This window comes from Gordonia sp. SID5947 (assembly GCF_009862785.1).
Lineage (GTDB): Bacteria > Actinomycetota > Actinomycetes > Mycobacteriales > Mycobacteriaceae > Gordonia.
In genome coordinates, this window is the sequence record NZ_WWHU01000001.1 from 416,606 (window position 1) to 441,825 (window position 25,220).

A 25,220-nucleotide genomic window follows, 5' to 3' on the forward strand; every position below is an offset into this window, starting at 1 on the left:
TTCGCGACGACGGCCGATCCGTCTGTCCGTTGAGGCCTGAGTCGATCAGTTCAGAGCGTCGCCGCCCTTTGCCTGCAGTTCCCGCAGGGCCTGCTTCTCGGCCTTCTCGGCTTCGTGTTCGCGTTCCACGTTGCGTGCCTGCTGTTCCGGCGGGTCCTCCAAGAGGATCGAGCCGGTGCCGGGTGCGCCCGCCGAACCGAGTTTGTTCATCCGTTTCGGCAGTGCCGCGCCTTCGTAGGGGAGCGGGATCGGATGACCGTGGCTGTCGACCGGGCCGAGCGGCTGGTGCACCTCGATGTACTCGCCCTGCGGCAGGCGCTTGATGATGCCGGTCTCGATGCCGTGGGCGAGGACCTCGCGGTCGCTGCGCTGCAGCGCGAGCGCCCAGCGATAGGCGATGAAGTACGCCAGCGGAGGCACCACGATCAGGCCGATACGACCCATCCAGGTGGTCGCGTTCAGCGAGATGTGGAACTTGAGCGCGATGATGTCGTTCATACAGGACAGCGTCAAGATGATGTAGAACGAAAGCGCCATCGCGCCGATCGCGGTCCGCACCGGCACATCACGTGGACGCTGCAGCAGGTTGTGGTGCGCGTCGTCGCCGGTCAGCCGTTTCTCGATCCAGGGATACGCGAACATGAGGCCGAAGATGATCGTGATGATCACGACCACCCAGAAGATCGCCGGGATCGTGTAGTTGCCCAGGTACAACTCCCATGCGGGCATGAGTCTGGCCAGGCCGTCCGTCCACATCATGTAGATGTCGGGCTGGGAACCCGCGGAGACGTGGGCCGGGTTGTACGGGCCGAGGACCCAGACCGGGTTGATCTGGAAGATGCCGGCCATCATCGCCAGCACACCCGTGGTGATGGCAAAGAAGGCGCCCGACTTGACCGCGAACACCGGCAGGATGCGCACGCCGACGACGTTCTTCTCGGTGCGGCCGGGACCGGGGAACTGGGTGTGCTTCTGGTACCAGACCAGCGCCAGGTGGGCGCCGATCAGGGCCAGGATGATGCCCGGGAAGAGCAGCACATGCATCACGTAGAGGCGCGGGATGATGATGTCGCCCGGGAACTGCCCGCCGAAGAGCGCCCAGTGAATCCAGGTGCCGACCAGTGGGATACCGAGGACGATGCCGCTCATCGCGGCGCGGACGCCGGTACCCGAGAGCAGGTCGTCGGGGAGCGAGTACCCGAAGAATCCCTCGAACATCGCCAGGATCAGCAACAGGCTGCCGATGATCCAGTTGGCCTCACGCGGACGTCGGAAGGCGCCGGTGAAGAAGATGCGCGCCATGTGCACGATGATCGACGCCGCGAACAGCAGGGCGGCCCAGTGGTGGATCTGACGCACGAACAGACCACCGCGCACCTCGAACGAGATGTTCAGCGTGGTCTCGTACGCACGGGTCATCATCACGCCGTTGAGCGGCTGGTAGGCGCCGTCGTAGACGACCTCCTGCATCGACGGATCGAAGAAGAGGGTCAGGTAGACGCCGGAGACCAGCAGGATGATGAAGCTGTACAGCGCGATCTCACCCAGCAGGAACGACCAGTGGGTGGGGAACACCTTGTTGATCTGTCGACGGATACCCGGCGACAGGTGGTAGCGCGAGTCGACCTCTTCGGCCTGCGTCGCGAGACGGTCGGCGATGGTCATGATCTACGCTCCCAGAAAGCCGGTCCGACAGGTTCGATGAAGTCGCCAGCGGCGACCATGTACCCCTGATTGTTCACCGTGATCGGCAGCTGCGCCAGGGCGCGCGCGGCCGGACCGAAAAGCGGCTTCGCGTACTCCAGCGCATCGAACTGCGACTGGTGGCAGGGGCAGAGGATGCGGTTGGTCCGTTGCTCGTACAGCGAGGTCGGGCAGCCGAGGTGGCTGCACACCTTGGTGTAGGCGAAATAGTCGCCGTAGTTGAAGCTCTCCTGGCCCTTGCGCTTGATGGCCCGGGCGGCGTCCTCGGGACGGAGGCGGATCAACATCACCGGATTGCTCACGTACCGCAGGCCCTCGACCAGCTTGTGACGGGACTCCTCGGACTCGCCGTAGCCGTCGGAGACGCGCCACGGGAACACCGTCTCCATGGCACCGGAGTCGAGATCCTCGGGACGGACAAGGGCGACCTGGTAGGGATTGCCGGTGTCGCGGCGCAGGAAGACGGTCTCGTTCGGATCGCCGGCCGGGTTGTAGATCGGCGACCAGCCGGTGTGCCACAGCGGGGCCTTGTCGCGCTGAGCCCAGGGGTTCTTGATGATGCCACCGAGGCCGGCGACCAATCCGGTGAACGCGAACGCGCCGAGACCGAACAGCGCGGAGCCGATGATCATCTTGCGGCGCGGCAGCGTCGAGGTGGTCAGCGAATCGTTGAGCTCGGCGCCGATCGTCTTCTTGTCGACCTCCGAGGAACCGCCGTCGTGGCGATCCTGCACCGAGATCTCGGCGGGGATGAACTTCTTGGTGAAGAGCACCATGCCGACGCCGATCGACAGCACCGACAACCCGAAGGTGACGCCGAGCAGCGGGGTGTTGAGCGTGTAGCGCCAGTAGTCGACCGAGTCGGGGAGAGCGAACTCCCAGTGATTCCAGATGAAGATCACGAAGCAGGCGACTGCCGAGATGCCGGCCAGGGTGAACCACGCGGCGACCTGGCGTTCGGCACGCTTCTCGACGCCGGTGCCCGGCTCGGGGAAACGCTCGGCGCGGTGGATGATCTCCACGCCGTCGAGATTGGTACCGAGTCTGACCAGGTCTTCCTTGCTCATCTGGTCGAGCTCGTCCTGCGACGGGACGTCGTTACCGCCGGTTGCACTCATGTTCGTGATCCCATCCACATTGCGGCGGCAACGATCGCCACAACTCCGACAACCCACATCACCATGCCCTCGCTGACCGGGCCGAAGCCGCCGATCCCGAGGCCGCCCTGCGGCTTGGACTCGGTGACGTACTTGATGAATCCGATGATGTCCTTCTTCTCCTCCACCGAGAGCTGGCGGTTGGAGAACTTGGGCATGTTCTGCGGCCCGGTGAGCATGGCCGTGTAGATCTGCTGCTCTTCGACCCCGTCGAGCGGCGGGGCGAACTTGCCCGACGACAGGGCGCCGCCGCGGCCGGTGAAGTTGTGGCAGGACGCGCAGTTCAGCCTGAAGAGCTCACTGCCACGCCCGAGGTTCTTGCCGCGCAAGGACTCCTGGGCGAGGACGGGCAGGCCGTCCTTCATCTTGACCGAGCCGTCGGCGTTGCGCTCGTAGATGACCTGAGGTCCGCCGCCCTCCGACTGGATGTAGGCGCCGAGCTGGTCGATCTGTGCCTTGGTGAACTTCGGCGGCTTGCGGAGGGCCTGGGCCTCGCCGCGCGCCGCGGGCATACGGCCCGTGGACACCTGGAAGTAGACGGCGGCGTCGCCGACACCGAGCAGAGCCGGTCCGCGATCCTGGACACCCTGCAGGTTTGCCCCGTGGCAGGTGATGCACGACGTCTCGTAGAGCTTCTTGCCGTCGCTGATCAGCGCGGCATTCGATTCGTCGGCGACCGCGACCTGAGGTTTCGGGGTCAGCACCGATGCGAGAACCCCGGCGGCCACGAGACCGACGAGGAGCAGGAGGGCGCCGCTGGCCCGGCGACGCAGTTTGCGTCGTGACTTCGCCTTGCGCGCCGAGGTGGAGGCGGATGCCGGGCGTCCGGCCGACGCGCCGTCGGCCGAGTGCGTGCTGCGGCCGGCGTCCACGTCGTCGCTATCCGACGGTCGCGGTGGAGATGAACTCATCTGTGACTCTCTACTAAGCGGACGGACTGTTGCTGTTGCAGGGGCTGGCCCGGGGGCCGCTACCTGATGAAGTAGATGGTGACGAAGAGGCCGATCCACACGATGTCGACGAAGTGCCAGTAGTACGACACGACGATCGCCGCGGTGGCCTGGGCCGGTGTGAACTTCGACAGCTTGGTACGGATCAGCAGGAAGATGAATGCGACGAGTCCGCCGATGACGTGTAGGCCGTGGAAGCCGGTTGCCATGTAGAAGACGGAGCCGTAGGCACTCGACGAGAGCGTGGTGCCCTCGTGGACCAGGTGGTAGTACTCGTAGCCCTGGCCACAGACGAAGAACGCGCCCATCAGGAACGTCAGGATGTACCACCGGCGCAGACCGAACACGTCGCCACGCTCGGCAGCGAAGACGCCCATCTGGCAGGTCACCGACGACAAGATCAGGACGGTCGTCACCGGGATCGCGAGTGCGAGGTTCAACTCCGTGGGTTCGGGCGGCCAACCGATCGACGAATTGGCACGCGCGACGAAGTACATCGCAAAAAGCCCAGCGAAGAACATGAGCTCACTGGACAGCCACACGATGGTGCCGACGCTGACCATGTTGGGCCGGTTCAGCGAGTGCACGCGCGAGGTGATGGCTGTTCCTGAGGTACCTACAGCGCTAGTCACAAAAAGAAGTATGACGGTTCGTAGTAAGCCGTGACCACTTGGGTCACCAAATTGGCGGAAGTATTTCTCCCGACCCAGGTGGGGGCCCCGAGAAGGCCCTCGTCGGCGTGTCCGCAGACGTGGTTTGCTGGGTTCGTGGATGACGATCGAAGCACCTCGCGGCCATCGGTTTCGGCCCGCTGGGACCTCAACGGACATCCGGTGTCCGCGGGCCGTTGGGAACGGATGCGACACAGGTTGTCGGGACGCGTCGCCGGTGGTGCGCCACTGGCTGTCGACGAGACGGATCTGGTCGTCGTGGCCGAGTCCGACGACGAGACCGCCGCGAGCTCCACGGTGCTCGGTCAGTCGCGGTGGCGCTCCGGCGAGGACGTGGTGTTGCGTCATGTGTTGCTGATGCCCGCACCGCGGGTTGCCGATGCTGTCGCGACGGCAGCGCTCGACGGTTATCAACGGCTCGACGACGGGACCGGCTCACAACTCTCCGACGCCGGCGACGACGTCGTCGTGGTGCTCGCGCGGCCACAGTCACTCGATGCGATGCACCTCGCGCAGGAGCGGTCGCGGATGGCCAGCCTGGGTTCTCGGCACGGTGGCACGGTGCTCCGATGGCAGGTGCTGCAACGACCGGCGGCGCGGTGACGACCGGCGGCGCGGTGACGACCGGCGGCGCACTACTCTTTGGACCGTGAGCACAGAGCCTTCCCGCACCGCGTCGACGTCCCTCACCTGGCCACAGATCCTGGGCCGCGTCACCGATGGCATCGACCTGACCGTCGATGAGGCGGCGTGGGCGATGAACGAGATCATGAGCGACGCGGCCACCGGCGCTCAGATCGCCGCGTTCGGCGTGGGCGTCAAGATGAAGGGTGCGGCCCCGGCCGAACTGCGGGGTCTGGCAGCCGCCATGCTCGATCACGCCACCCTCGTCGACGTCGCGCGTCCCGCGGTCGACGTCGTCGGCACCGGGGGCGATCGTTCGCACACCGTCAACATCTCGACGATGACGTCGATCGTCATCGCCGCGGCCGGGATTCCGGTGGTCAAACACGGGAACCGGGCGGCATCGTCGAAAAGCGGCGGCGCCGACGTCCTCGAGGCGCTCGGCATCAACATCTCCCTGGGCGCGGCCGACGTGGCCCGCTGCGTCGACGAACTCGGCATCGGATTCTGCTTTGCGCCGGTCTTCCATCCCGCGTTCCGGTTCACCGGGCCGCCGCGCAGTCAGATCGGCATCCCGACGGTGTTCAACGTGCTCGGCCCGCTCACCAATCCGGCGCGGCCGCGTCGCGGACTGATCGGGTGTGCCTTCGTCGATCTTGCGCCGGTGCTGGCTCAGGCCTTTGCCGACCGGGGCGGTTCGGTGCTCGTCGTGCGCGGCGACGACGGGCTCGACGAACTCACCACCACCACCACCTCGACGGTGTGGCAGGTGGTCGACGGCGAGGTACATCGGCTAGCACTCGACCCGGCCGATCTGGGCATCGGGCGGGTGCAACTCTCCGAGCTACAAGGGGGAGACGCCACCGCCAACGCGACGATCGCCCGTGAGCTGTTCGCCGGAAAGGGGGGTCCGGTGCGTGACGCCGTGCTCCTGAACGCGGCCGGCGCGATCGTCGCGTTCGAGCAGGACTCGGCGATGACGACGGCCGAACTGACCGACGCGATGGGCGCTGCCGTCGACCGGGCCGCGGCGGTGATCGACAGTGGCGAGGCGACGGGATTGCTCGACCGGTGGGGTCGCCTCACCACGGAGCTGGCCGCAGCGGCCGACTAGATCATTCCTCGCCGATGGAGAAACCGCCCTCGACATCGGAGCTGGAATAGCTGCGGAACGCGATGTGGGTCGCACTGTGCGTGACCCCGGCAGTCGGTTGATCTTGCCGGTGACGACGTCGGCGATCTGCTCATGGTCACGCACCTTGATCTTCGCGATCAGGTCGACGTCGCCGGCGCAGGAGTAGACCTCGGAGACACCCGGGATGTCCGCGACGGCCTGTGCGGTCTCCGGGATCTGGTGGACGTCGGCGTGAATCAGGACGATGGCGGTGATCATGCGTGCCAGCGTAATGCTCCCGACCCCGCCGACCGTGCGCAGAATCGCGCCGACCGTGCGCAGATTCGTGCCGGTGTGGCACGGGGCGTGGTCGGCGGGGCGGTCGGCCCACGTTGTGTCAGCCTGCCCGGCGGGGCGCATCGCGGGCGGCGTGGGCAGTCTGCGACCACGGCAGCCACCGCTCGGCGCTCGCCGCGGGCAGCGCGAACGGCTCTGTGGTGGCGACGATCCGGGCGCCGGGCTCGGTGATCCACCGATAGAGCAGCCCGGCTTCCTCGGGAGAGGCGCCGAGCAGCGGCCCCTCGGCCGCGACAACGGTCTCGGCGGCGGCGGTCAACGTCTCGACGACGGCCATCGGGGCGACACCGCGACGCGCGACGCCTGCGCTGGCCAGTCGTCCATGCCGGATCACTGCGATCTCCCAACCCCGATCGGGATCGGGCCGGGCGACGACGAGTTCGGTGATCGCGCACAGCGCCGCGAGTCGCTGGCATCGCGCCAGGGCGTCGACCGTCGCGGACACCCGGTCTCGTTGTCGCGCAGCGCTTTCGAACATCTGGGCATCGGCCAGACGGGTCAGGCGGTCGGTGAGGTCGGTCAGCAGGTGATCTCGATCGCCTGTCATCAGATCACGAACCGAGGAGACCCGCGGGAGATAGTCGGGCAGGGTCAGGGGGCGTTCGGACGCGGCGTGGCAACCTCCGATACGGGGACCGCCCACGGCTTCGGATCGACACCAGTGGTGCGTTGCCGACCCCAACCGCGTCGTACAGCTACGCAATCCGGCCGACCGGCTGATCATGTCGGCGATCGTTGCCGCGGTGGTGCGGTTGCCGATCGGGCCGACGGAGTCGTCGGTCGGGGTGCGCGAGACCTTCAGCCGGGGGAAGCGTTCGCCCGTCAGCACGATCCACCACCCGCGGTGCGGCTGAGTGGATCGCCGGTTGTAGGCGGGCGCATGGGCGGCCAAGAGGCGTAACTCGCGCACGCCGGCCTCGAGCGCGTGGGAGCATTCGACGTGGTCGACCCGGGTGGCCAGGTTCACCATCTCGCCGATCCGCCGGCGGGGGTCGCCGCCGGTGAAGTACGACAGGACGCGACGTCGGAGGTCGACGGCGGTCCCCACGTACAGCACCTCGTCCGATGGACCGCGGAACAGATAGACACCGGGTCTCGACGGCAGGTCCCGCGCCAGGGTGCGTTTCGCACGCAGTCGGGGATCGGAGCGCGGCAGGTAGGCCGTCAGTTCCCGATAGGTGTCGACTCCCTGATTGCCCACCCGTTCGAGAAGTCGATGGAACACCTCGACCGTGGCGCGCGCATCGTCGAGCGCGCGGTGGGTGGGGCGCGTGGAGACGTCGAAGAGGTCGGCGAGAGCAGACAACCTGACGGTGGGTGCCTCGTCGCGCGTCAGGATGCGTCGGGCCATCGTCACCGTGCACAGGCTGGCGGTGAACGGCCACTCGATTCCCAGGCGTGCCGCGTTGTGCCGGAGGAATCCCATGTCGAATCGCGCGTTGTGGGCCACCAGGATCGATCCGCGCGCGAACTCGACGAACGAGGGCAACACCGCGCCGATCATGGGTGCGTCGCCGACCATCGCCTCGGTGATGCCGGTGAGCGTCACGATCTGCGGTGGGATGGGCAGACCCGGATCCACCAGCGTTGCGAACTCGCCGATGACCTCACCGCCGCGGATCTTCACCGCCCCGATCTCGGTGATGCCGTCATCGGTCGGGCTGCCGCCCGTTGTCTCGAGGTCGACGACGACCAGCGTGGTGTCGAACAGTGAACGATCGGGACGGAAGCCGTCCTCGCCGTCGTCGACGTCGGCAAAGGTGAGTTGTCCGCCGTCCGTCTGCCCCCTGAGCACCACGGAGCGAACACTAGTTCGACGGTACGACAGTTTCTGTTGTGACAGGCGGGAAAGGTGAGGACGGCGGCTTCGGCCACGGATCTGTCGGTGGCCGTCCCTAGTCTCCATCACGTGTGACGCACGGTGCCGAGTCAGGCGATTCGGGCCGGCGACATACCCAGAGCACGCGATTGAGATGGAGATCACACATGTACATCGACTGCCAGTCCTGCCCGGGCCGTCCCGTCGCTTGTGACGGCTGCATGATGCAGGTGCTGTTCGACGCCCCCAACTGCGAAAACCCCACCGCCGAAGGTGGAGGGAAGGTTACGGGATCCGGGGTGCCGGGAGACGCCGACATCACCGCCGCGATCGGCGTCTTCGAGGCCGCTGCAATGGCCTCCAGCGCCGCTGCAGTATCTGCAAGAAACGGGATAACTGCAGATGGCGGCGGCGTTTCGGGCCGTCAGCTCCGGATCCTGCGCGCCGGCTGACGGCAATCGGTGATTCGGGTCCGAACGGGTCGGTGGACAGACCCGCATCGGATTTCGTAACCTTTCCGAGACCTTTGCAGAGCGTCCCGCTCCAACAGGAGTGGTCTGGATCGGTCACCGCTCAATCGCCACAGGCGAACCGGGGAACCATCAGTTTTCGGAGCGATCCGAATCGGGGTGAATCGCGCATGCCCGGCGACGTCGTAGACGTCGTCCAGACACGTGTGTAGGGCCATTCTTCCGGCCCGAACCCGACAGCTAACTCGGTCGGCGGTCGAAGGGAGAGCAAGGAGAAGTCGCTTCGTGGCGAAACATCGTTTGGAACAGCCCAACCGCGGCACCAAGGTAGCCAAGCGCGCGGTGGTTGCAGGGTCGATCACCGTCGGCTCACTCGCCGCTGTCGCGGGACCGGCGCTCGCAGCGCCGATACACGTGCCCAATGTCGGCACATTCGAACTTCCTGGGGTCGATACCAAGCAGGTCCCCCAGCAATTCCAGGAGCACAAGGCGGCACCTGCGCCCAAGGCTGCTCCCAGTACCCCGGCGGCCGAGTCGCCCGGAGCGAGCGTCTCCGTTCCGAACCTGGGTACCTTCACCGTGCCCGGTCTGAACGACAACCAGATCCCGCAGCAGTTCAAGCCCAAGGGCGGCGGCGGCATCCTGGGTGCGCAGCCGACGGCGGCGCAGAAGGCCGTGCGGGTCGCCGAGAGCAAGATCGGCGCTCCGTATGTCTACGGGTCGGCCGGTCCCAACGCGTTCGACTGCTCCGGACTCGTCTACTACTCGTACAAGCAGGCTGGCAAGACCATCCCGCGCGACAGCTACGGACAGCTCGGTGGCGGCACCCCGGTGTCGTCCATCGCGGCGGCCAAGCCGGGCGACGTGCTGATCTTCAACGGTGGCGGCCACGCAGGCATGTACGTCGGCAACGGAACCTTTGTCCATGCCTCGACCGCCGGTGTGCCGGTCAAGAAGGACAAGGTCTCCAACTGGTCGATCACCGGCATCCGGCGCTACTGAGCGTCGGGTCACCGATGAGTATGTGAACTCGTTTGGGCGGATCACGTGGAATGCGTGATCCGCCCAAACCAATCACCTGACCTGGCAGGGCCGGTCCGCTCCGGACCGTCGCAGGTCACGTGAGCGGGGGGACAGTGGTGGAGGAGAAGTGACAGCCGTGGTTTCCGGATTGTGGACCGCACGGATGCGGGCGGTATCCGTACTGCTCGTGGCCGCGGTGTTGGCACTGGTGGTGTCCGCGGGACAGCTCGCTTCGCCGACGGGCGCGGGGATGCCTCGGCGGCGCCGGTCCGTTCCCCGGATCAGCTGCTCGGCCAATACAAGAAACTCAGCGACGACGCCGAGAAGTCGGCGGAGGCGATGCACAACGCGCAGATGGAGTACGACAAGCAGCGACGCATCGTGGCCGACTCGAAGAAGGCGTCGGCCGACGCCGACCGCACGCTCGTCGTGACACAGAAGCGTCTCGAGGGTTTTCAGGGCCGGGTCGATTCGATCGTGCGCGCCAGCTACAAGGGCGCCCGGGTCAACCGCCTGTACGCCGTGCTCGTCAGTGACTCCCCCCAGTCGTTGCTCGATCAGATGTCGGGCCTGGAGCTGATCTCTCGTCAAGCGGCCACCGACCTGCGGAGCCTCAAAGACGCGCGCCGGAAGACATTGGCTGCCAAGGCCTCCGCGGACAAGACCGCGACCGAGGCGACCGCTGCGGTGGCCGCCGCCGAGAAGACGCGTGGTGAGCTCCAGGCGAAGCAGGCGAATCTGCAATTGCAGGCCGTGCAGATCCGCGCGGTGTACGAGTCCATGACAGGTAAGCAGCTCGCGGCGCTGCGCGGCCCGAAGTTCGATTTCGACCCGCGATTCGTGCCGAAGGGCACGTCTGCCGCACTGGTCGCGGTGCAGGCCGCGCTCACCCGGATCGGCGACCCGTATGTGTGGGGTGCCACCGGACCAGACTCGTTCGACTGCTCGGGCCTCATGGTGTGGGCATACGAGCAGGCGGGCAAGACGCTGCCGCGTTCCAGCGAGGCGCAGAGCGGTTCCGGGCAGGCGGTCGACCGTGGTGATCTGCGCCCCGGAGACCTGATCATCTACTACCCGGATGCACACCATGTCGGCATGTATGTCGGCGACGGCTACGTGATCCACGCGTCCACATTCGGTGTGCCGGTGAAGGTCGTGCCGATCGACGAGGCAGGACCATTCAGCTCGGCTCGCCGGTACTGAGTGGCGTGCCGTGAAGGGCGCGTCCGGATGACGGTCGCGGGCGGGTCGCGGTCGCGACGGCCTCGAGGCCTTCTGACCATCGCCGGGTCGATGGTCCTCGTCGCCGTGATGGTGAGCGGATGCGGGCAGGATGCCGCCCCGACATCTCGATCGGGTGGCAGCACGACGACCACCCCGGCCAACATCTACGAAGAGCAGCGAGCGGCGGGGGCCCAGGCGACCCTGGATGCGCTCGGTGAGGGACTGCTCGCCGGCGACCGGAGCCGCGTGACCGATCTCGTCGACGCCTCGGCGTCCTCCGACTTCCGTGCACGCATCGAGACATCGGTCGCCAATCTGGCCGGCACCGACCTCCGGTCCGAGACCCCGGCTCCGGCCTCGCCGCCCGCCGGCGATGCGTCGTCGACCCGGCCATCGGGTTCGCCGGCAGCGGACGCGTCGTCCGCGGCGCTGTCGTCCGCCTCGACGCCGCCGGCGAGGGGAGAAGCCTTGCAGCTGAACTCCCTTCGGTATGTCCTGGCGCCCACCGAAGAGGCCGAGACGCTGGTTCCCCCCGAATTGCAGACACGCCTAGACGCACAGGGCAGTTCGGACTCGTGGGTCGCGCCGGTGGAGTTGCACTACGCGCTCGGCGGTGCGCAGAAACCAGGGCTCGACGAGCCCGAGGTGGTGGTCTCGACTCAGTTCGTGATGGCGCGCTACGGAGACGAGTGGAAGATCGTCGGTGATGCCGCGGCGATCGGTGCGGCCGCCATGCCGACCCAGCTGTGGGAACTACCCGGTGTGGCGGCAGATGATCTCGCCACCGCGGGCGGCGAGTCTGTGATCGCCTCCTATCCCGGCACGGAGACCGTGGTCGACCGGGTGCGCCGGTTGCTCCCAGGTGCGACCGCCGCGGTCACCGACTTCTGGGGCGCCGACTGGCCGCGCCGGGCGGCGGTGGTGGCGACAGGCACGCCTGCGGAGTTCAGCGACCTGGCGCAGAGCACGGCCACCGACATCGCGGGTGCGGCGGCGGCGACGGTGTTCAGCCGGATCGATACCGGCGCACATGTGGCTGCCGGACAGCGCATCATCCTCACCCCAACGCGCGCGACATCGCGGAGCCCGCGCTGGGAGTGGTGCTGCGGCATGAGCTGACCCATGTGGCCGCGCGCGTCGCGACGTCGCCGGGTGCGCCGTTGTGGATCACCGAGGGCGTTCCCGAATACGTCGGACGGAAGAACACCTACGTTCGCCTCGAGGATGCCGCGCCCGACCTCGCTTCCGCCGTCCGGGCCGGGGACGGCCCCACGGGGCTGCCGGCCGATCGGGACTTTGCGGTGGACTCGGACGAGGCGCGCGTGGCGTACCAGGCCGCATGGTCGGTCGCCGCCTTCGTCGCGGCGCGTTTCGGGGAGGCCAAGCTCAAGGCGCTCTACCTCGGTGTCGCTGCTAGCGACGACGTGAAGCGCCAGGATGTCGCGATCCGTGGTGTCCTGGGTATGTCGCGCGCAGAGTTCGTCGCCTCATGGCAGCGATGGCTGAACGACCAGGTCGGCTGATGCGTCGAACCCTGTTGATCACCAACGATTTCCCACCGCGCCCGGGTGGTATCCAGTCGTACCTGCAGAACCTGGTCGATCTGCTGCCACCTGAGGAGGTGGTCGTCTACGCACCGCGGTGGCGAGGCCATGAGGAGTTCGACGCCTCGGTGCCCTACACGGTGCTACGTCATCGCACGACCCTGATGCTGCCCACGCCGTTTGTCGCCCGCCGGGCCGCGAAGATCATCCGGGCCCACGGCATCTCGACGGTGTGGTTCGGCGCGGCTGCGCCGTTGGCGGTCCTCGCGCCCGCGATGCGACGGGCCGGGGCCGTCCGGGTCATCGCGAGCACCCATGGCCACGAGGTCGGGTGGTCCATGCTGCCGCTCGCGCGTCAGGTGCTGTCGTTCATCGGGCGGAATGTCGATGTCGTCACCTTCGTGAGTCGCTACACGCGGGGACGGTTCGCCTCGGCGTTCGGTGCACGGGCGGCTCTCGAGTATCTGCCACCCGGGGTCGACACCAGCCGGTTCGCGCCGGATCCACAGGCGCGGCGGCGGATTCGGGAACAGCTCGGGCTCGGAGACCGTCCGACGGTGCTCTGCCTGTCGAGGCTGGTGCCGCGCAAGGGACAGGATGCATTGATCCGCGCACTGCCGTTGATCCGGCGGGAGATCGGCGACGTGACCCTGGTGATCGTGGGTGGCGGACCGTACGCGGAGACCCTTCGCGAACTGGTCTCGCAGTACGGGATGACCGACCACGTGGTGTTCACCGGTTCGGTGTCGTCGGCGGACCTGCCCGCATACCACAACATCGCGGACGTGTTCGCGATGCCGGCGCGGACCCGGGGCCGTGGACTCGATGTCGAAGGGCTGGGCATCGTCTATCTCGAGGCGTCGGCCACCGGGGTCCCGGTCGTCGCCGGCCAATCGGGCGGTGCGCCGGAGACGGTCGTGGAGGGCGTCACCGGAACCGTCGTCGACGGCACCGATGTCGACGCGGTGGCCTTCGCGATCACCGCAATCCTCGCGGATCCGGCCGCTGCATCCGAGATGGGCTCGCGGGGGCGTGAGCACGCCGTGGAGACGTGGGAGTGGCGGTCGATCGCTGCCCGGCTGCGGCAGCTGCTCTGAGCTGGTGCCTCAGCGCGTGTAGATCGCGTCGATGTCGTCGGCGAACTTCTGGACCACCACGTTGCGCTTCACCTTCAGGGTCGGGGTCATCTCGCCGGTCTCCTCGGTGAAATCGTCCGGCAGGATGCGGAACTTCTTGATCGCCTCCGCGTGCGAGACGGTCTTGTTCGCGTCGTCGACCGCGGCCTGGACCTCGGCTCGCAGATCGTCGTCGCCTGCCAGATCTGCGACGCTCGCCGACGCGGGCTTGTGGTGGCGGTCCTTCCATGCGGGGAAGGCCTCCGGATCGATCGTGATCAGTGCGGCGATGAAGGGTTTCGCGTCGCCGATGACGAGCGCCTGCGAGACGAGGGGACTCGACCGGATGACGTCTTCGAGTCCGGCCGGGGACACGTTCTTGCCCCCGGCGGTCACGATCAGTTCCTTCTTCCGGCCGGTGATCGTGAGATAGCCGTCGCCGTCGACGCTCCCGAGGTCACCGGTGTGGAACCAGCCGTCCTCGATCGCGGTGTCGGTGGCCTCGGCATTGCGCCAGTAACCGCCGAACACCACGCCGCCGGACAGCATCACCTCGCCGTCGTCGGCGATTCGTACGCTGTTGCCGGCCAACGGTTTACCCACCGTTCCGACCCGTACCCGGCCGGGTGTGTTCACGCTGAACGCGGCCGTCGTCTCGGTGAGACCGTACCCCTCGTAGACGGGGATACCGATACCCGAGAAAAAGTGCCCGAGCCGTGCACCGAGCGGTGCGCCGCCCGATATGGCGAGTTCGCACTCGCCGCCGAGCGCCGCGCGCAGCTTGCCGTAGACGAGCTTGTCGAACACGGCGTGCTTTGCCTTGAGGAGCAGACCGGCGTCGCCGCGCTCGACCGCCTGGGAGTATTCGACGGCGGCGTCGGCGGCCGCGTCGAAGATGCGTCCCTTGCCCTCGTCGTGGGCCTTCTGCCGGGCGCTGTTGTAGACCTTCTCGAACACACGGGGCACGGACAGGATCAGCGACGGCTTGAACACCGCGAACTCCGGCACCAGATTCGGGATGTCGTTGGTGTAGCCGATCTCCACGCCCGCCTCGATGGCGACCAGGTTGATGGCCCGCGCGAGCACATGTGCCATCGGGAGGAACATGAGCAACCGCTTGCCGGGACCGAGCAACGTGCGCATGTTGCCCTCGAGGACGCCATAGACCTCGGAGAGGAGATTGCTGTGGCTGAGCATGCAGCCTTTGGGCCGGCCGGTGGTGCCCGAGGTGTAGATCAGGGTGGCGGGGTCGGCGGCGGTGACGGTCGCGCGACGCTTGGTCACCTCGTCGTCGTGGATGTCGGCGCCGGCGGCCTCGAGAGCGGCGATGGCACCGGTCTCGCCGTCTGCTCCGTCGATCTGGAAGACCTTGACATCCGCGAGGTTCTCGATCCCGTCGAAGATCGCGCGATGCCCGGCATCCTCCAGGACGATCGCGGTGGCACCGGAGTCCCGCATGATCCAATCGATCTGCGGTCCCGATGACGAATCGTAGATCGGTACCGGAATCGCCCCGGCCGACCAGATGGCGAAGTCGATCAAGGTCCATTCGGGGCGGGTACGCGACAAGATCGCCACGCGGTCGCCGGGAGCGATGCCCTCGGCGATCAGCCCCTTGGCGAGGGCCGTGATCTGTGCCGCGACATCGCCCGCGCGCACCGGTGCCCAGTCGGCACCTTCTTTGCGGCGGAACACCGTTTTGTCGGGTTCTCGCTCGGCGATGCCGAAGATGATGTCGGTACAGTCGGCGTTCTCGGGGACAGAAAATCGTGCGGGAACGCTGAACTCACTCATCGAGGCACCTTTCGCATGCAACTTCTCGCCATCGATGGTATCGCTGCCTCCGACGTGACCGGGGGCACGTTCGCCGACCTCGTCTGGCGAGGTCGCTGTCCCGGCGTCGGCCGAGTATGTGAAGCTAGTGAACGTGACGAGCATTCAGGTGGCCGATGAGACCTTCATCGCCGCCGCACCGTCGTTGGTGACGGAGGTGGTCGGGAGCCGGGCCGACTGGCGCCGGTGGTGGCCCGACCTCCGCCTGACCGTGACCGAGGAGCGGGGGGCGCAGGGTGTGCGATGGCGTGTGGAGGGTCCGCTGGCAGGCACCATGGAGATCTGGTGCGAGCCGGTGATGGACGGTTTCGTGCTGCATTATTTCCTGCATGCGGAGCCCACGGCCGATCTGCCGGCCGAGGGGCGGGCCCGTGCCGTGTACCTCGCCGACGCGAACCGTGAACGCCGTGCAGCCGGCAAGCTGATGTCGTTCGAGGTGAAGGATCGTCTCGAGTCCGGCCGCGCAGTGGGCGGCCCGGCCATCGGTGATGACCGGGTGGCGATCTGATGGCCGAACACACCGAACGTTCCATCGTCATCAACGCCGACGCCGACGACATCATGGCGGTGATCGCCGATTTCGAGCACTATCCCGACTGGGTCTCGGCCGCGCGTGAGGTGGAGGTGACCGAGTACGGCGCGGGCGGTAGGCCCAGCGAGGTGCGGTTCGTGCTCGACGCCGGGGTGCTGCAGGACACCTATGTCCTGTCCTACGAGTGGGAGACCGACGGACGTGCGGTCTCGTGGCGGTTGGTGAGCAGTGATCTGCAGCGCGATCAGCGCGGCCGCTACGTTCTCGCGCAGCAGGTCCCGGGCTCCACGAAGGTCACATACGAATTGATGGTCGATCTGTTGGTGCCGATGATCGGTCAGCTGAAGCGCCGCGCGGAGAAGGCGATCACCGAGGCGGCACTGAACGATCTGAAGAAGAGGGTCGAAGGCTGATCGATCTCACGCCCATCCATGTGGTGATCGGGCCGGGTGGCGCCGGGGTCTCGGTGACCGCGGCCTCGGGAGCCCTGAGCCGGTCCGGGCACCACCGGTCCGGTGGTGCCCGATCCGTCGCGGTTCCGGAACAAGACACCCTGCTGATCACCGTCGACCGGTGCTCGCCGACGGCCGATCTGCTGGGGGTGTTCCGGCAGCCCGACGAGCCCGTCGCGGTGTCGGCGCGACTGCACCTGCTGTCACTCGACCGCCTGGTGCTCCTCGAGCGGACCTGGTCGACGTTCACGGCGGTCCTGACCGAAACGGTCGCGCGCTCCAAGGTGGCGTTGCCGGGCGTGGGTTCGGTTGCCGACATCGACGCCGGAGAACTCTCTACGCTCCCCGGCGTGGAGGACTTCCTGGTCCTGCGCCGCATCCGCGACGAAGCGGTCAGCGGTCAGTGGCGTCGAATCGTGGTCGACGCGTCCGGTCTCGGCGATCCGTTCGAATTCCTGAGGGCGGCGTCGGTGCTCAGTCAGGCGCTGAATCGGTTGTGGCCCAGGCATCGTCGGCTCGCCGCCGCGGCGGAGCGACCGGTGATGGCCCAGCTGACCGCGGCCGTCGACGCGATCGACCGGGACTGTGTGGACGTCACCGAGCTCGTCACCGACCCCCACGCGGTCGCGATGCACGTTGTCGTCGGGGCGGATCACCGCGGCGAACATGCGCTCCCACACCTGCTGGCCACGGTCGACGTCATGGGACTCGCGTTGCGATCGGTGATGATCAACCACGGGGTCGGAGCCGGTCACGAGGCCGGGGAGGACGGCGCCCGGGTGGACCGTCTGCGCGCTGCGGTGGGCGACGACGTCGAGGTCGCCGAACTACCCCGTCTCGACGTCCCGATCGACCGTGCCGCGCGGCTGCGCAAACTCGGCGTCGGGCTACCGGTGCCGAACGGCCGGCCGTTCGGGTCGGGCGCGGCCCAGGTGACGGAGGCGACCGACGGCGGGTCGGGCACCGCGCGTGTGTACGAACTGTCCTGGCGTCAGCGACTTCCCGATCCGGACGGTCTGCAGCTCGGACGCTCCGGCGACGACCTGCTGGTGACGGTCGGCGGATTCCGGCATCCGGTGCGCCTACCCTCGGTTCTGCGGCGCTGTGTGGTCGTCGACGCGATGTGGGACGGTGCCGAGCTGACGGTCCGGTTCATGCCGGATCCGGCATTGTGGCCGCAGGGCCGCTGACGTCGGACAGTCCGCCGCGAAGCGTCGTGGCAGACGTCTCGCGTACACTACTGCCGGACCGGACAGGAGAGCTGCCCACATGACCTCGGACGACACGACCGGACCCGGCGACGACAACGTCGCAGGCCACGCCCGTGGCGCCACGGGTGACCCGGTGCGGGACTTCCTCCTCGGCGTCGCGGCGCAGATCGATCAACTCGCCGCACTGTTCGGTGGGACCGGACAGCGCTCGACCGGCCAGCACGCCGCAGCAGCGACGGCGGGGGTGTCCGCGGACACGGGCGCATTCGCCGATCTCGCCGGTGACATCACCGCGTTGCTCGCCGAACTCGGAGATCTGCTGGCCCGTCTGCTCGCCGCCCTGATCGCGGTGCTCGAGGCGATGGCCGACGCGGTGCGATCGTCGCCGGCGGCCACCGCCGATGCGCCCCAGCACTACCAGCCGATCGCGGTTCGCATCGATGTGCGGCGGCCCGAGCCGGAGGGCGAGATCTGATGGGAGACTTGACGATCGGCATCGACATCGGCGGCACGAGTGTGCGCGCGTCGGTGGTCGACGACCATGGCGCGATGCTGGACACCCTGCGCGCGGCCACGCCGCCGACGACGAGCGCGCTCGAACACTGCCTCGACCGCCTGGTCGGTGAACTCACCTCGAGGTGGGCGGCGAAGGCTGTCGGACTGGCGATCGCGGGATTCCTCACCCCCGACCGCCGCGTGGTGCGATTCGCGCCGCACCTGCCGTGGCGGGAGGCCACGGTCGCCGAGGACATGACGTCGCGGATCGGTGTCCCCGTCGTCGCCGAGCACGACGCGAACGCCGCCGCGGTGGCGGAGTGGCGGTTCGGGGCTGCGGCACGCGGCAAGAATTCGCTGGTGCTCGCCATCGGTACCGGGATCGGGGCGGGGCTGCTGCTCGACGGCGAGATCTATCGCGGAAGTTTCGGGGTCGCGCCCGAACTCGGACATCTGACAGTGGTCCCGAACGGTCGCGTGTGCTCGTGCGGCAAGCTCGGATGTTGGGAAAGATACTGCAGCGGTACGGCTTTGGTTGATACCGTGCTGGAGTTGCTCGCCGACGGCGATTGGGGGCGCAGTCAGCTGGCCGCGGACGTGGCCGCCGATCCCGGCTCCCTGACCGGGCGTCGGGTGGCGGGCGCTGCCGCGGATGGGGATGCGGTCGCGATCGCGGCGTTCGCCCAATTCGCCGCATCGCTGGGACAGGGGCTCGCGATGATCGCGGACATCTTCGACCCGGATCTCATCGTGCTCGCGGGCGGTGTCGGCGCGGCGTCCGGCCTGTTCCTCGACGAGGCGCGCGAACACTATGCACGGCTGGTGACCGGCGCCGGCCATCGACAGCTCGCCCGTATCCGCGGCACCCAACTCGGCGAGAGTGCCGGCGTGGTGGGCGCGGCAGAAGTTGCGCGACAAGCAATCAGGGCGCAGGCCGGGGAGACGCTACGCAGCTGAACCTGAGGATGTGTATCGTTTCTGCGGGTAAGGTCTGAGGCGGTGGCGATAGGCGAGATTCGGAGTCTTCGATGTGGTACTACACCTTCAAATTTGTATTGTTGGGACCGTTCCTCCGCCTCATCGGCCGGCCGAAGGTCGAAGGACTCGAGAACCTCCCGTCGCGCGGTCCGGCAATCCTGGCCAGTAACCATCTGGCCGTGATGGACAGCTTCTATCTGCCGCTCATGGTGCGGCGGCGGATCTACTTCCTGGCGAAGAGCGAGTACTTCACCGGCACCGGTCCGAAGGGTGCGTTCCAGCGCTGGTTCTTCTCCGCCGTCGGCCAGATCCCGATCGACCGTTCCGGTGCCGAGGCCGCTGCGGGCGCGTTGACCGCGGCGCGCCGCCAGCTCGAGGCAGGCGAACTGATGGGGATGTACCCGGAGGGCACGCGATCCCCGGACGGCCGGCTGTACAAGGGCAAGACCGGCCTCGCGCGGGTCGCGCTCGACACCGGCGTGCCGGTGATCCCGGTCGCGATGATCAACACGGAGAAGCTCAACCCGCCCGGGTCGATCATCCCGCGTCCGGCGCGCGTCGTCGTCAAGATCGGTAAGCCGCTGAATTTCGCGCGGTACGACGGGATGCAGGGAAACCGCTTCATCGAGCGCGCGATCACCGACGAGATCATGTACGAGCTGATGCAGCTGACCGGACAGCAGTACGTCGACATCTACGCGGCCTCGCTCAAGGACGCCAAGCCGAAGCCGCAGGAGTCCATCCCGGCATCGGCGGCCTGACCCGGCGCGCGCCCGTCGTGGTGCGACGGCCCCGCGGGAGGCTCAGCTGATGTGTGCGTCCGCGAGCTGTGGTCGTGCATGGGCGGTGCCCTCGCCGGTGATCTGCGGCGGGAACAACCACACCACGAGTAGGACGGCCAGGCCCCACAGCGTGTACGAATTACCGATCAGGTGGTCGACGACCGACCACTGACGGACCGCGGGCGACAAGAACTGGAACGGGCCGAGCGCGAAGATCGCGAGTCCTGTTGCGGCCACCGCGCCGTATCCGAATCGGACACGTCGGTCGGTGTCGCGGGACGCCACCACGGTGGCGGTCAGGATGGTCGGGATCGCCCAGACCCAGTGATGGGCCCACGAGGTCGGCGACACGAGCAGACCCCACAGCGCGACGACCGACACCGTCATGACTGCCGCGACCCGTGCCGAGGCGTCTCCGCCATCGGGACGGCGACATGCCTCGAAGGCCGCGATCGGTCGACATGCTCGCGCCGCGACGAGTGCCAGCACGGTCACCACCAGCGAACTGATGACCCACATCAGTTGCTCGGCCGATTCCGATTGCGGGATGAGGCGAATCCACATCGCGTTGAGGTTCTGGTTGATCCGGCCCGCGGGGTCGCCGATGCGAGTGGTGTGGAAGAGCGTGTGCGTCCAATAGCCGTGCGAATCCGCGGGAAGCCATATCCACGCGAGCGCCCCGGCACCGACGAAGGTGCCGACCGTGACGACGGCCGCCCGCCACTGGCGCGTCAGCAGATAGACGGCGACGAAGACCAACGGGGTCAACTTGATCGCGGATGCGATCCCGGTCAGGAGACCGCGGAACGGGCCGGTGGCCGCGGCACGGGCGCGGCCGACGACGAAGATGTCGACGATGATCATCGCCATCAGGATGATGTTGATCTGTCCGAATCCGAGGGTCATCCACAATGGGTTGAGCCAGACCACCCCGGCGCCGAGCAACAGGGCGATCCACCATCTGTTTCCCGGATTGCCCACCGACAGCATGCTCAGCACGATGTGCAGGATCACCACCGTCAGCGCGACGGTGATCAGCGAGATCAGCAGTCCGGCCAGACCGAGGCCGATGGCGCCGAGTGGCATGAAGCCGAGCGCGGCGAACGGGGGATAGGTGAACGGCAACCAGATTCCGTCGCTGGTGAACGGCATGGATCCGTCGGCGTAGAGGCTCTGTCCGTGTTGCCAGATCTGGCCGCCGAGACGGTAGACGTCCAGGTCGATGCGGGTGCGGGTGCCGAAACTCGACGTGAACGGGATCCCGACGATCTGCAGGGTGACCGACGCGATGAACACCGCGGCGACGGCGGTGCGTGCGGCGCTCGACGGCGCCCATCGGTGCAGCCGGCTGTCGGCCGCGGACAGGTAAGTCATGGTCTCGGCGGTTCTCTGCTCCACGTGGTGTGAATACTGGTGGGTATGCGGTTCTTCTACGACTCGGAGTTTATCGAGGACGGCACCACCATCGAGCTCATCTCGATAGGTGTCGTCGCCGAGGACGGACGTGAATTCTACGCGGTGTCCACCGAGTTCGACCCCGGCCGGGCCGGCGACTGGGTTCGGACCAACGTATTGCCCAAGCTACCGTCCCCGGCTTCGCCCTATTGGCGCAGCCGTCGACAGATCCGCGACGAGTTGCTCGCGTTCCTGACCGCCGACGGTGCGGACGTCGAGTTGTGGGCGTGGGTGGGTGCCTACGACCATGTGGTGCTGTGTCAGCTGTGGGGCCCGATGACGGCGCTGCCACGGCCGATACCGCGGTTCACGCGAGAGCTGCGACAGCACTGGGAGGCCGCGGGCCGGCCGGCGCTCCCGCCGTCGCCGCGAGACGCTCACGACGCGCTGACCGATGCCCGGCACAACTGGCGGCGGTGGCAGGCGATCGAGAAATCGCGAGCCTGATCCGCCGAGGGTCCGACCCGTCCGCTGTCGTGCTCCCCGCGCACCTCATACGCGAGCGGCTGAACTACCCTGGAGCCGTGGTGACGAACTGGACCGTAGACGTTCCGATCGCGGAGCTCCCGGAGCTGCCGCCGCTGCCCGGCGACCTGCAGAACCGGTTCGATGACGCGATGGCGCGCCCGGCAGTGCAGCAGCCGAGCTGGCCCGCCGAAGAGGCACGCAAGATGCGCACGGTCCTCGAGAGCGTGCCGCCGATCTGCATGCCGGCCGAGGTCCGTGATCTCCATGCGCAACTCGCCGAGGTCGCGGAGGGGCGCGCGTTCCTGCTCCAGGGCGGCGACTGCGCGGAGACCTTCGTCGACAACACCGAACCGCATATCAAGGGCAACATCCGTACCCTGCTGCAGATGGCCGTTGTGCTCACCTATGGCGCGAGCATGCCGGTGGTCAAGGTCGCCCGAATCGCGGGCCAGTACGCCAAGCCGCGGTCGTCGGACACCGATGCGCTCGGGCTGCCGTCGTATCGCGGGGACATGGTCAACGGGTTCCCGGCCGACGAGACCACCCGCAGGCATGATCCGTCGCGACTGGTGCGCGCGTACGCCAACGCCGCGGCTGCGATGAATCTGGTTCGCGCGCTGACGGGTTCGGAGGCGGACCTGCGGCGTGTGCATCTCTGGAACCGGGAGTTCGTACGGACCTCGCCGGCCGGGGCCCGCTATGAGGCGCTCGCATCCGAGATCGACCGGGGACTCCGCTTCATGGACGCGTGCGGGGTGACCGACACGAATCTGGAGTCGGCGTCCATCTTCGCGTCGCATGAGGCGCTAGTCCTCGACTACGAGCGCGCAATGCTGCGTCTGGCCGATGTTCCGAGCGCAGGGGCCGACCCCATCCCGACCGGCGACGGCGAGAAGGTGCTCTACGACCTGTCCGCCCATTTCCTCTGGATCGGCGAGCGGACCCGGCAGCTCGACGGCGCACACATCGCGTTCGCCGAGCTGATCGACAACCCGATCGGGGTCAAGATCGGTCCGACCACGACGCCCGAGCAGGCCGTCGAGTACGTCGAGCGGCTCGATCCGCACAACCGGCCGGGCAGGCTCACGCTGGTGGCCCGGATGGGCAACAACAAGGTGCGGGAGGTCTTGCCCGCCATCGTGTCCGCGGTCGAGGCCACCGGACACAAGGTCATCTGGCAGTCCGACCCCATGCACGGAAACACCCATGAGGCCTCGACCGGCTACAAGACGCGGCACTTCGATCGCATCGTCGACGAGGTACAGGGCTTCTTCGAGGTGCATCACGCGCTGGGCAGCCATCCCGGTGGCGTGCACATCGAACTCACCGGCGAGGACGTCACCGAATGCCTCGGTGGGGCACAGGACATCTCCGACCTCGACCTCGCCGGCCGCTACGAGACGGCCTGCGATCCCCGCCTGAACACGCAACAGTCGTTGGAGTTGGCCTTCCTCGTCGCGGAGATGCTGCGGGGCTGACCGCCGCGATCAGCTGAGGTAAGTCTGCCCGACCCACCACCCGATCGCGCCGATCGCGACTGCGAGCAGCAGTACGAGGGTCGTCCAGATCAGTGCGCGGACCGGCCCGTTGTCGTCTGGTTCCGCCCGATCGTCGAACCGGGTTTCCTGACGTGTCATCTTCGACGCGGGGACGTCGGACCTCGTCCTCGGCGCCGCAGCGATGGGCGCGACGGCGGGCGGTGTCGCCGCGGGCCCCGACTCCACCCTGGTGGGGTCGACGATCGGGGCGGCAGCGGCCGGAGGACGTGCGCGACCGGCACGCAACCGTGCCATCGTGTCGCGTTCGGCGGACATTCGCGGGGCCGGCACCGTGAAAGACGGCAGATCCAGATCGTCGGCGGCGGCGAGCAACGCACGCCGCATGTCGTAGCCGTCCGCGTAGCGCTCGGCGGGATCCCGTTCGGTGGCGCGCAGAACGATCTCGTCGAACTCCTCGGGTACGCCGTCGACCACGTCGCCGGGCGCCGGCACGTCGTAGCTGAGCCTCTGGTATGCCAGTGCCAGCGGTGTATCGCCACGGAAAGGCGTTCGGCCGGTGAGCAATTCGAACATCATGACGCCCATCGAATAGACGTCGCTACGGGCGTCGGCGTCGCCGGCCTCGACCTGCTCGGGCGACAGGTAGGCCGCTGTGCCCAGGATGACACTGGCCGAGGTGACGCCTGCCTCGGCGACCGCACGGACCAGCCCGAAGTCGGCGACCTTCACCTCGCCGACGTCGGAGATGAGCACGTTCTCGGGCTTCACGTCGCGGTGGACGAGTCCGGCGGCGTGGGCGGTGCCGAGTCCGCCGAGCACCGGATCGGCCACCGCGCTGACCGCGTGGGGTGGCATCGGACCGCGTTCGCGCAGCAGTTCCCGAAGGCTGCCACCCTGGACGAGTTCCATCACCAGAAACGCGATCCCGTCGTCGATGCCCTGGTCGTACACGGCCACCAGCCCAGGATGTTTCAATCCGGCGACGGCCCGGGCCTCGAACTCGAACCGCCGCAGGAACTGCGGATCGCCGCTGTAGCGGGCGTCCATCACCTTGATCGCCACCGACCTGCCCAGCCGCAGATCGACCCCGAGGTAGACCGCGGACATCCCGCCGCGCGCGATCGGCGCGTCGATCCGGTAGCGGCCCTCGAGGGACGCGCCCAGGAGTGAGTCGGCGGGAGGTTTCACGTGGCCGAATCTACCGGGCGACGTCGCGCGGGCGGTGTATCGACTCGGGCTCGCAGCACGGTCGGCGTGCCCCGGATCCGGGACGGCATCGTTGGGCGACGACGTCCGAGCCGGTACGCTCGGCGATGTGGGTTCACTACCGCTGTCCGAAGACAGTCTCCCGCCCGAGCTCGACACCCTGACGATCGACGATGTGGCGCGCCGGCTGCGTGTGTCGGCCAATCGCGTCCGCACCCTGATCCATGACCACCAACTGCTCGCGGTGTCGCGTGGGGGTCAGCCGGCCATCCCGGCGGTGTTCTTCGACGACCTCGGAATCGTCAAGCATTTCACCGGACTCGTGGAGGTCCTTTTCGACGGCGGTTACACCCGCGACGAGGCGATGGAGTGGCTGTTCGCCACCCAGGACGACCTCGGTATGTGTCCCGCCGAAGCGCTGCACACACATTCGGCTCGCGAGGTCATCCGCCGAGCGCAGGCCCAGGCCTTCTGACCGACGGTCCCACCAGGGCAGACGTGCGGGCACGCCATGTGCGTCTCGCGACGGCCGGGTCG

At 67.6% G+C, this 25,220-nt stretch carries 24 protein-coding genes, 2 pseudogenes and 1 riboswitch; of the genes and pseudogenes, 17 read left to right on the top strand and 9 right to left on the bottom strand.

From position 1 onward, the window contains the following. Positions 1-45 precede the first annotated feature (45 nt). Genes GTV32_RS02025 through GTV32_RS02040 form a run of 4 tightly spaced genes read right to left on the bottom strand, consistent with a single transcriptional unit; the run spans position 46 to position 4,443 of the window. Positions 46-1,665 (bottom strand): cytochrome bc complex cytochrome b subunit, encoded by a 1,620-nt coding sequence (locus GTV32_RS02025; RefSeq protein WP_161058731.1) that lies wholly within the window; start codon positions 1,663-1,665, stop codon positions 46-48. Next, positions 1,662-2,822 (bottom strand): ubiquinol-cytochrome c reductase iron-sulfur subunit, encoded by a 1,161-nt coding sequence (locus GTV32_RS02030; RefSeq protein WP_161058732.1) that lies wholly within the window; start codon positions 2,820-2,822, stop codon positions 1,662-1,664. The genes GTV32_RS02025 and GTV32_RS02030 overlap by 4 nt, the downstream gene beginning before the upstream one ends. Beyond that, complete coding sequence (locus tag GTV32_RS02035) at positions 2,819-3,772, bottom strand: cytochrome c (protein ID WP_161058733.1); 954 nt, start codon at positions 3,770-3,772, stop codon at positions 2,819-2,821. Before GTV32_RS02035 ends, GTV32_RS02030 begins: the two co-directional genes overlap by 4 nt. Before the next feature lie 59 nt (positions 3,773-3,831). After that, positions 3,832-4,443, bottom strand: a complete 612-nt coding sequence (locus GTV32_RS02040) for a heme-copper oxidase subunit III (RefSeq protein WP_343287181.1) — start codon at positions 4,441-4,443, stop codon at positions 3,832-3,834. Positions 4,444-4,578: 135 nt separating this feature from the next. Here GTV32_RS02040 and GTV32_RS02045 point away from each other — a divergent pair, with 135 nt between their 5' ends. After that, a complete protein-coding gene (locus GTV32_RS02045) occupies positions 4,579-5,085 on the top strand; it encodes a hypothetical protein (protein ID WP_161058734.1) in 507 nt (168 codons plus the stop codon). Between the two features lie 46 nt (positions 5,086-5,131). Next, the gene (gene trpD, locus GTV32_RS02050; protein ID WP_343287182.1) at positions 5,132-6,220 is read left to right on the top strand and encodes an anthranilate phosphoribosyltransferase; all 1,089 of its coding nucleotides are present in this window, start codon (positions 5,132-5,134) and stop codon (positions 6,218-6,220) included. 1 nt (position 6,221) lies between these two features. Here trpD and GTV32_RS02055 read toward each other — a convergent pair. Then, positions 6,222-6,499: pseudogene (locus GTV32_RS02055) on the bottom strand (Lrp/AsnC ligand binding domain-containing protein). Between the two features lie 118 nt (positions 6,500-6,617). After that, positions 6,618-8,375: a DEDD exonuclease domain-containing protein gene (locus GTV32_RS02060; protein WP_343287183.1), complete on the bottom strand. Its 1,758-nt coding sequence runs from the start codon at positions 8,373-8,375 to the stop codon at positions 6,618-6,620. Positions 8,376-8,563: 188 nt separating this feature from the next. On the opposite strand from GTV32_RS02060, the gene GTV32_RS02065 reads away from it, so the two are divergent. The 6 genes and pseudogenes from GTV32_RS02065 to GTV32_RS02085 all read left to right on the top strand — a co-directional run bounded on the left by GTV32_RS02065 (position 8,564) and on the right by GTV32_RS02085 (position 13,754). Beyond that, entirely contained in the window at positions 8,564-8,848 is a 285-nt protein-coding gene (locus GTV32_RS02065) for a hypothetical protein (protein ID WP_161058736.1), read from the top strand. A 108-nt stretch (positions 8,849-8,956) separates the two neighbouring features. Beyond that, positions 8,957-9,137, top strand: a riboswitch (cyclic di-AMP (ydaO/yuaA leader). Positions 9,138-9,151: 14 nt separating this feature from the next. Then, positions 9,152-9,868, top strand: a complete 717-nt coding sequence (locus tag GTV32_RS02070) for a C40 family peptidase (protein ID WP_161058737.1) — start codon at positions 9,152-9,154, stop codon at positions 9,866-9,868. Between the two features lie 184 nt (positions 9,869-10,052). Then, a pseudogene (locus GTV32_RS02075) lies at positions 10,053-11,092 on the top strand (C40 family peptidase). Between the two features lie 27 nt (positions 11,093-11,119). Then, complete coding sequence (locus GTV32_RS02080) at positions 11,120-12,232, top strand: hypothetical protein (RefSeq protein WP_343287184.1); 1,113 nt, start codon at positions 11,120-11,122, stop codon at positions 12,230-12,232. Further along, positions 12,214-12,636 carry a hypothetical protein gene (locus GTV32_RS23975; RefSeq protein WP_343287185.1) on the top strand — a complete coding sequence of 141 codons (423 nt, stop codon included), beginning with the start codon at positions 12,214-12,216 and terminating at the stop codon, positions 12,634-12,636. Before GTV32_RS02080 ends, GTV32_RS23975 begins: the two co-directional genes overlap by 19 nt. After that, a complete protein-coding gene (locus GTV32_RS02085; RefSeq protein WP_161058738.1) occupies positions 12,636-13,754 on the top strand; it encodes a glycosyltransferase family 4 protein in 1,119 nt (372 codons plus the stop codon). Before GTV32_RS23975 ends, GTV32_RS02085 begins: the two co-directional genes overlap by 1 nt. A gap of 9 nt (positions 13,755-13,763) precedes the next feature. On the opposite strand, the gene GTV32_RS02090 is transcribed toward GTV32_RS02085, so the two are convergent. After that, on the bottom strand, positions 13,764-15,566 hold the full coding sequence (locus GTV32_RS02090) for a long-chain fatty acid--CoA ligase (protein WP_161058739.1): 1,803 nt from the start codon (positions 15,564-15,566) through the stop codon (positions 13,764-13,766). A 118-nt stretch (positions 15,567-15,684) separates the two neighbouring features. Here GTV32_RS02090 and GTV32_RS02095 point away from each other — a divergent pair, with 118 nt between their 5' ends. From GTV32_RS02095 to GTV32_RS02120, 6 genes are all read left to right on the top strand, one after another. Next, a complete protein-coding gene (locus tag GTV32_RS02095) occupies positions 15,685-16,113 on the top strand; it encodes a hypothetical protein (protein WP_161058740.1) in 429 nt (142 codons plus the stop codon). Continuing rightward, positions 16,113-16,550, top strand: a complete 438-nt coding sequence (locus tag GTV32_RS02100; RefSeq protein ID WP_161058741.1) for an SRPBCC family protein — start codon at positions 16,113-16,115, stop codon at positions 16,548-16,550. The genes GTV32_RS02095 and GTV32_RS02100 overlap by 1 nt, the downstream gene beginning before the upstream one ends. 20 nt (positions 16,551-16,570) lie before the next feature. After that, positions 16,571-17,779, top strand: a complete 1,209-nt coding sequence (locus GTV32_RS02105; RefSeq protein ID WP_161058742.1) for an ArsA-related P-loop ATPase — start codon at positions 16,571-16,573, stop codon at positions 17,777-17,779. Positions 17,780-17,858: 79 nt separating this feature from the next. After that, entirely contained in the window at positions 17,859-18,275 is a 417-nt protein-coding gene (locus tag GTV32_RS02110) for a hypothetical protein (protein ID WP_161058743.1), read from the top strand. Beyond that, positions 18,275-19,252 (top strand): ROK family protein, encoded by a 978-nt coding sequence (locus GTV32_RS02115; protein ID WP_161058744.1) that lies wholly within the window; start codon positions 18,275-18,277, stop codon positions 19,250-19,252. Before GTV32_RS02110 ends, GTV32_RS02115 begins: the two co-directional genes overlap by 1 nt. A gap of 71 nt (positions 19,253-19,323) precedes the next feature. Continuing rightward, positions 19,324-20,034 (top strand): lysophospholipid acyltransferase family protein, encoded by a 711-nt coding sequence (locus GTV32_RS02120; RefSeq protein WP_161058745.1) that lies wholly within the window; start codon positions 19,324-19,326, stop codon positions 20,032-20,034. A gap of 42 nt (positions 20,035-20,076) precedes the next feature. Here GTV32_RS02120 and GTV32_RS02125 read toward each other — a convergent pair whose 3' ends face one another. Then, positions 20,077-21,429 (bottom strand): glycosyltransferase 87 family protein, encoded by a 1,353-nt coding sequence (locus tag GTV32_RS02125; protein ID WP_161062286.1) that lies wholly within the window; start codon positions 21,427-21,429, stop codon positions 20,077-20,079. Between the two features lie 45 nt (positions 21,430-21,474). Here GTV32_RS02125 and GTV32_RS02130 point away from each other — a divergent pair, with 45 nt between their 5' ends. Together GTV32_RS02130 and GTV32_RS02135 are read left to right on the top strand one after the other, a co-directional pair. Beyond that, positions 21,475-21,957, top strand: coding sequence for a polyadenylate-specific 3'-exoribonuclease AS (locus GTV32_RS02130; protein WP_161058746.1), 483 nt, complete (start codon positions 21,475-21,477; stop codon positions 21,955-21,957). Positions 21,958-22,037: 80 nt separating this feature from the next. After that, positions 22,038-23,456: a 3-deoxy-7-phosphoheptulonate synthase class II gene (locus tag GTV32_RS02135; protein ID WP_161058747.1), complete on the top strand. Its 1,419-nt coding sequence runs from the start codon at positions 22,038-22,040 to the stop codon at positions 23,454-23,456. A 9-nt stretch (positions 23,457-23,465) separates the two neighbouring features. Here the strand turns inward: GTV32_RS02135 and GTV32_RS02140 are convergent, their stop codons facing one another. Beyond that, a complete protein-coding gene (locus tag GTV32_RS02140; protein ID WP_161058748.1) occupies positions 23,466-24,665 on the bottom strand; it encodes a protein kinase in 1,200 nt (399 codons plus the stop codon). A gap of 127 nt (positions 24,666-24,792) precedes the next feature. On the opposite strand from GTV32_RS02140, the gene GTV32_RS02145 reads away from it, so the two are divergent. Next, entirely contained in the window at positions 24,793-25,158 is a 366-nt protein-coding gene (locus GTV32_RS02145; RefSeq protein ID WP_161058749.1) for an Rv2175c family DNA-binding protein, read from the top strand. Positions 25,159-25,220 lie beyond the last annotated feature (62 nt).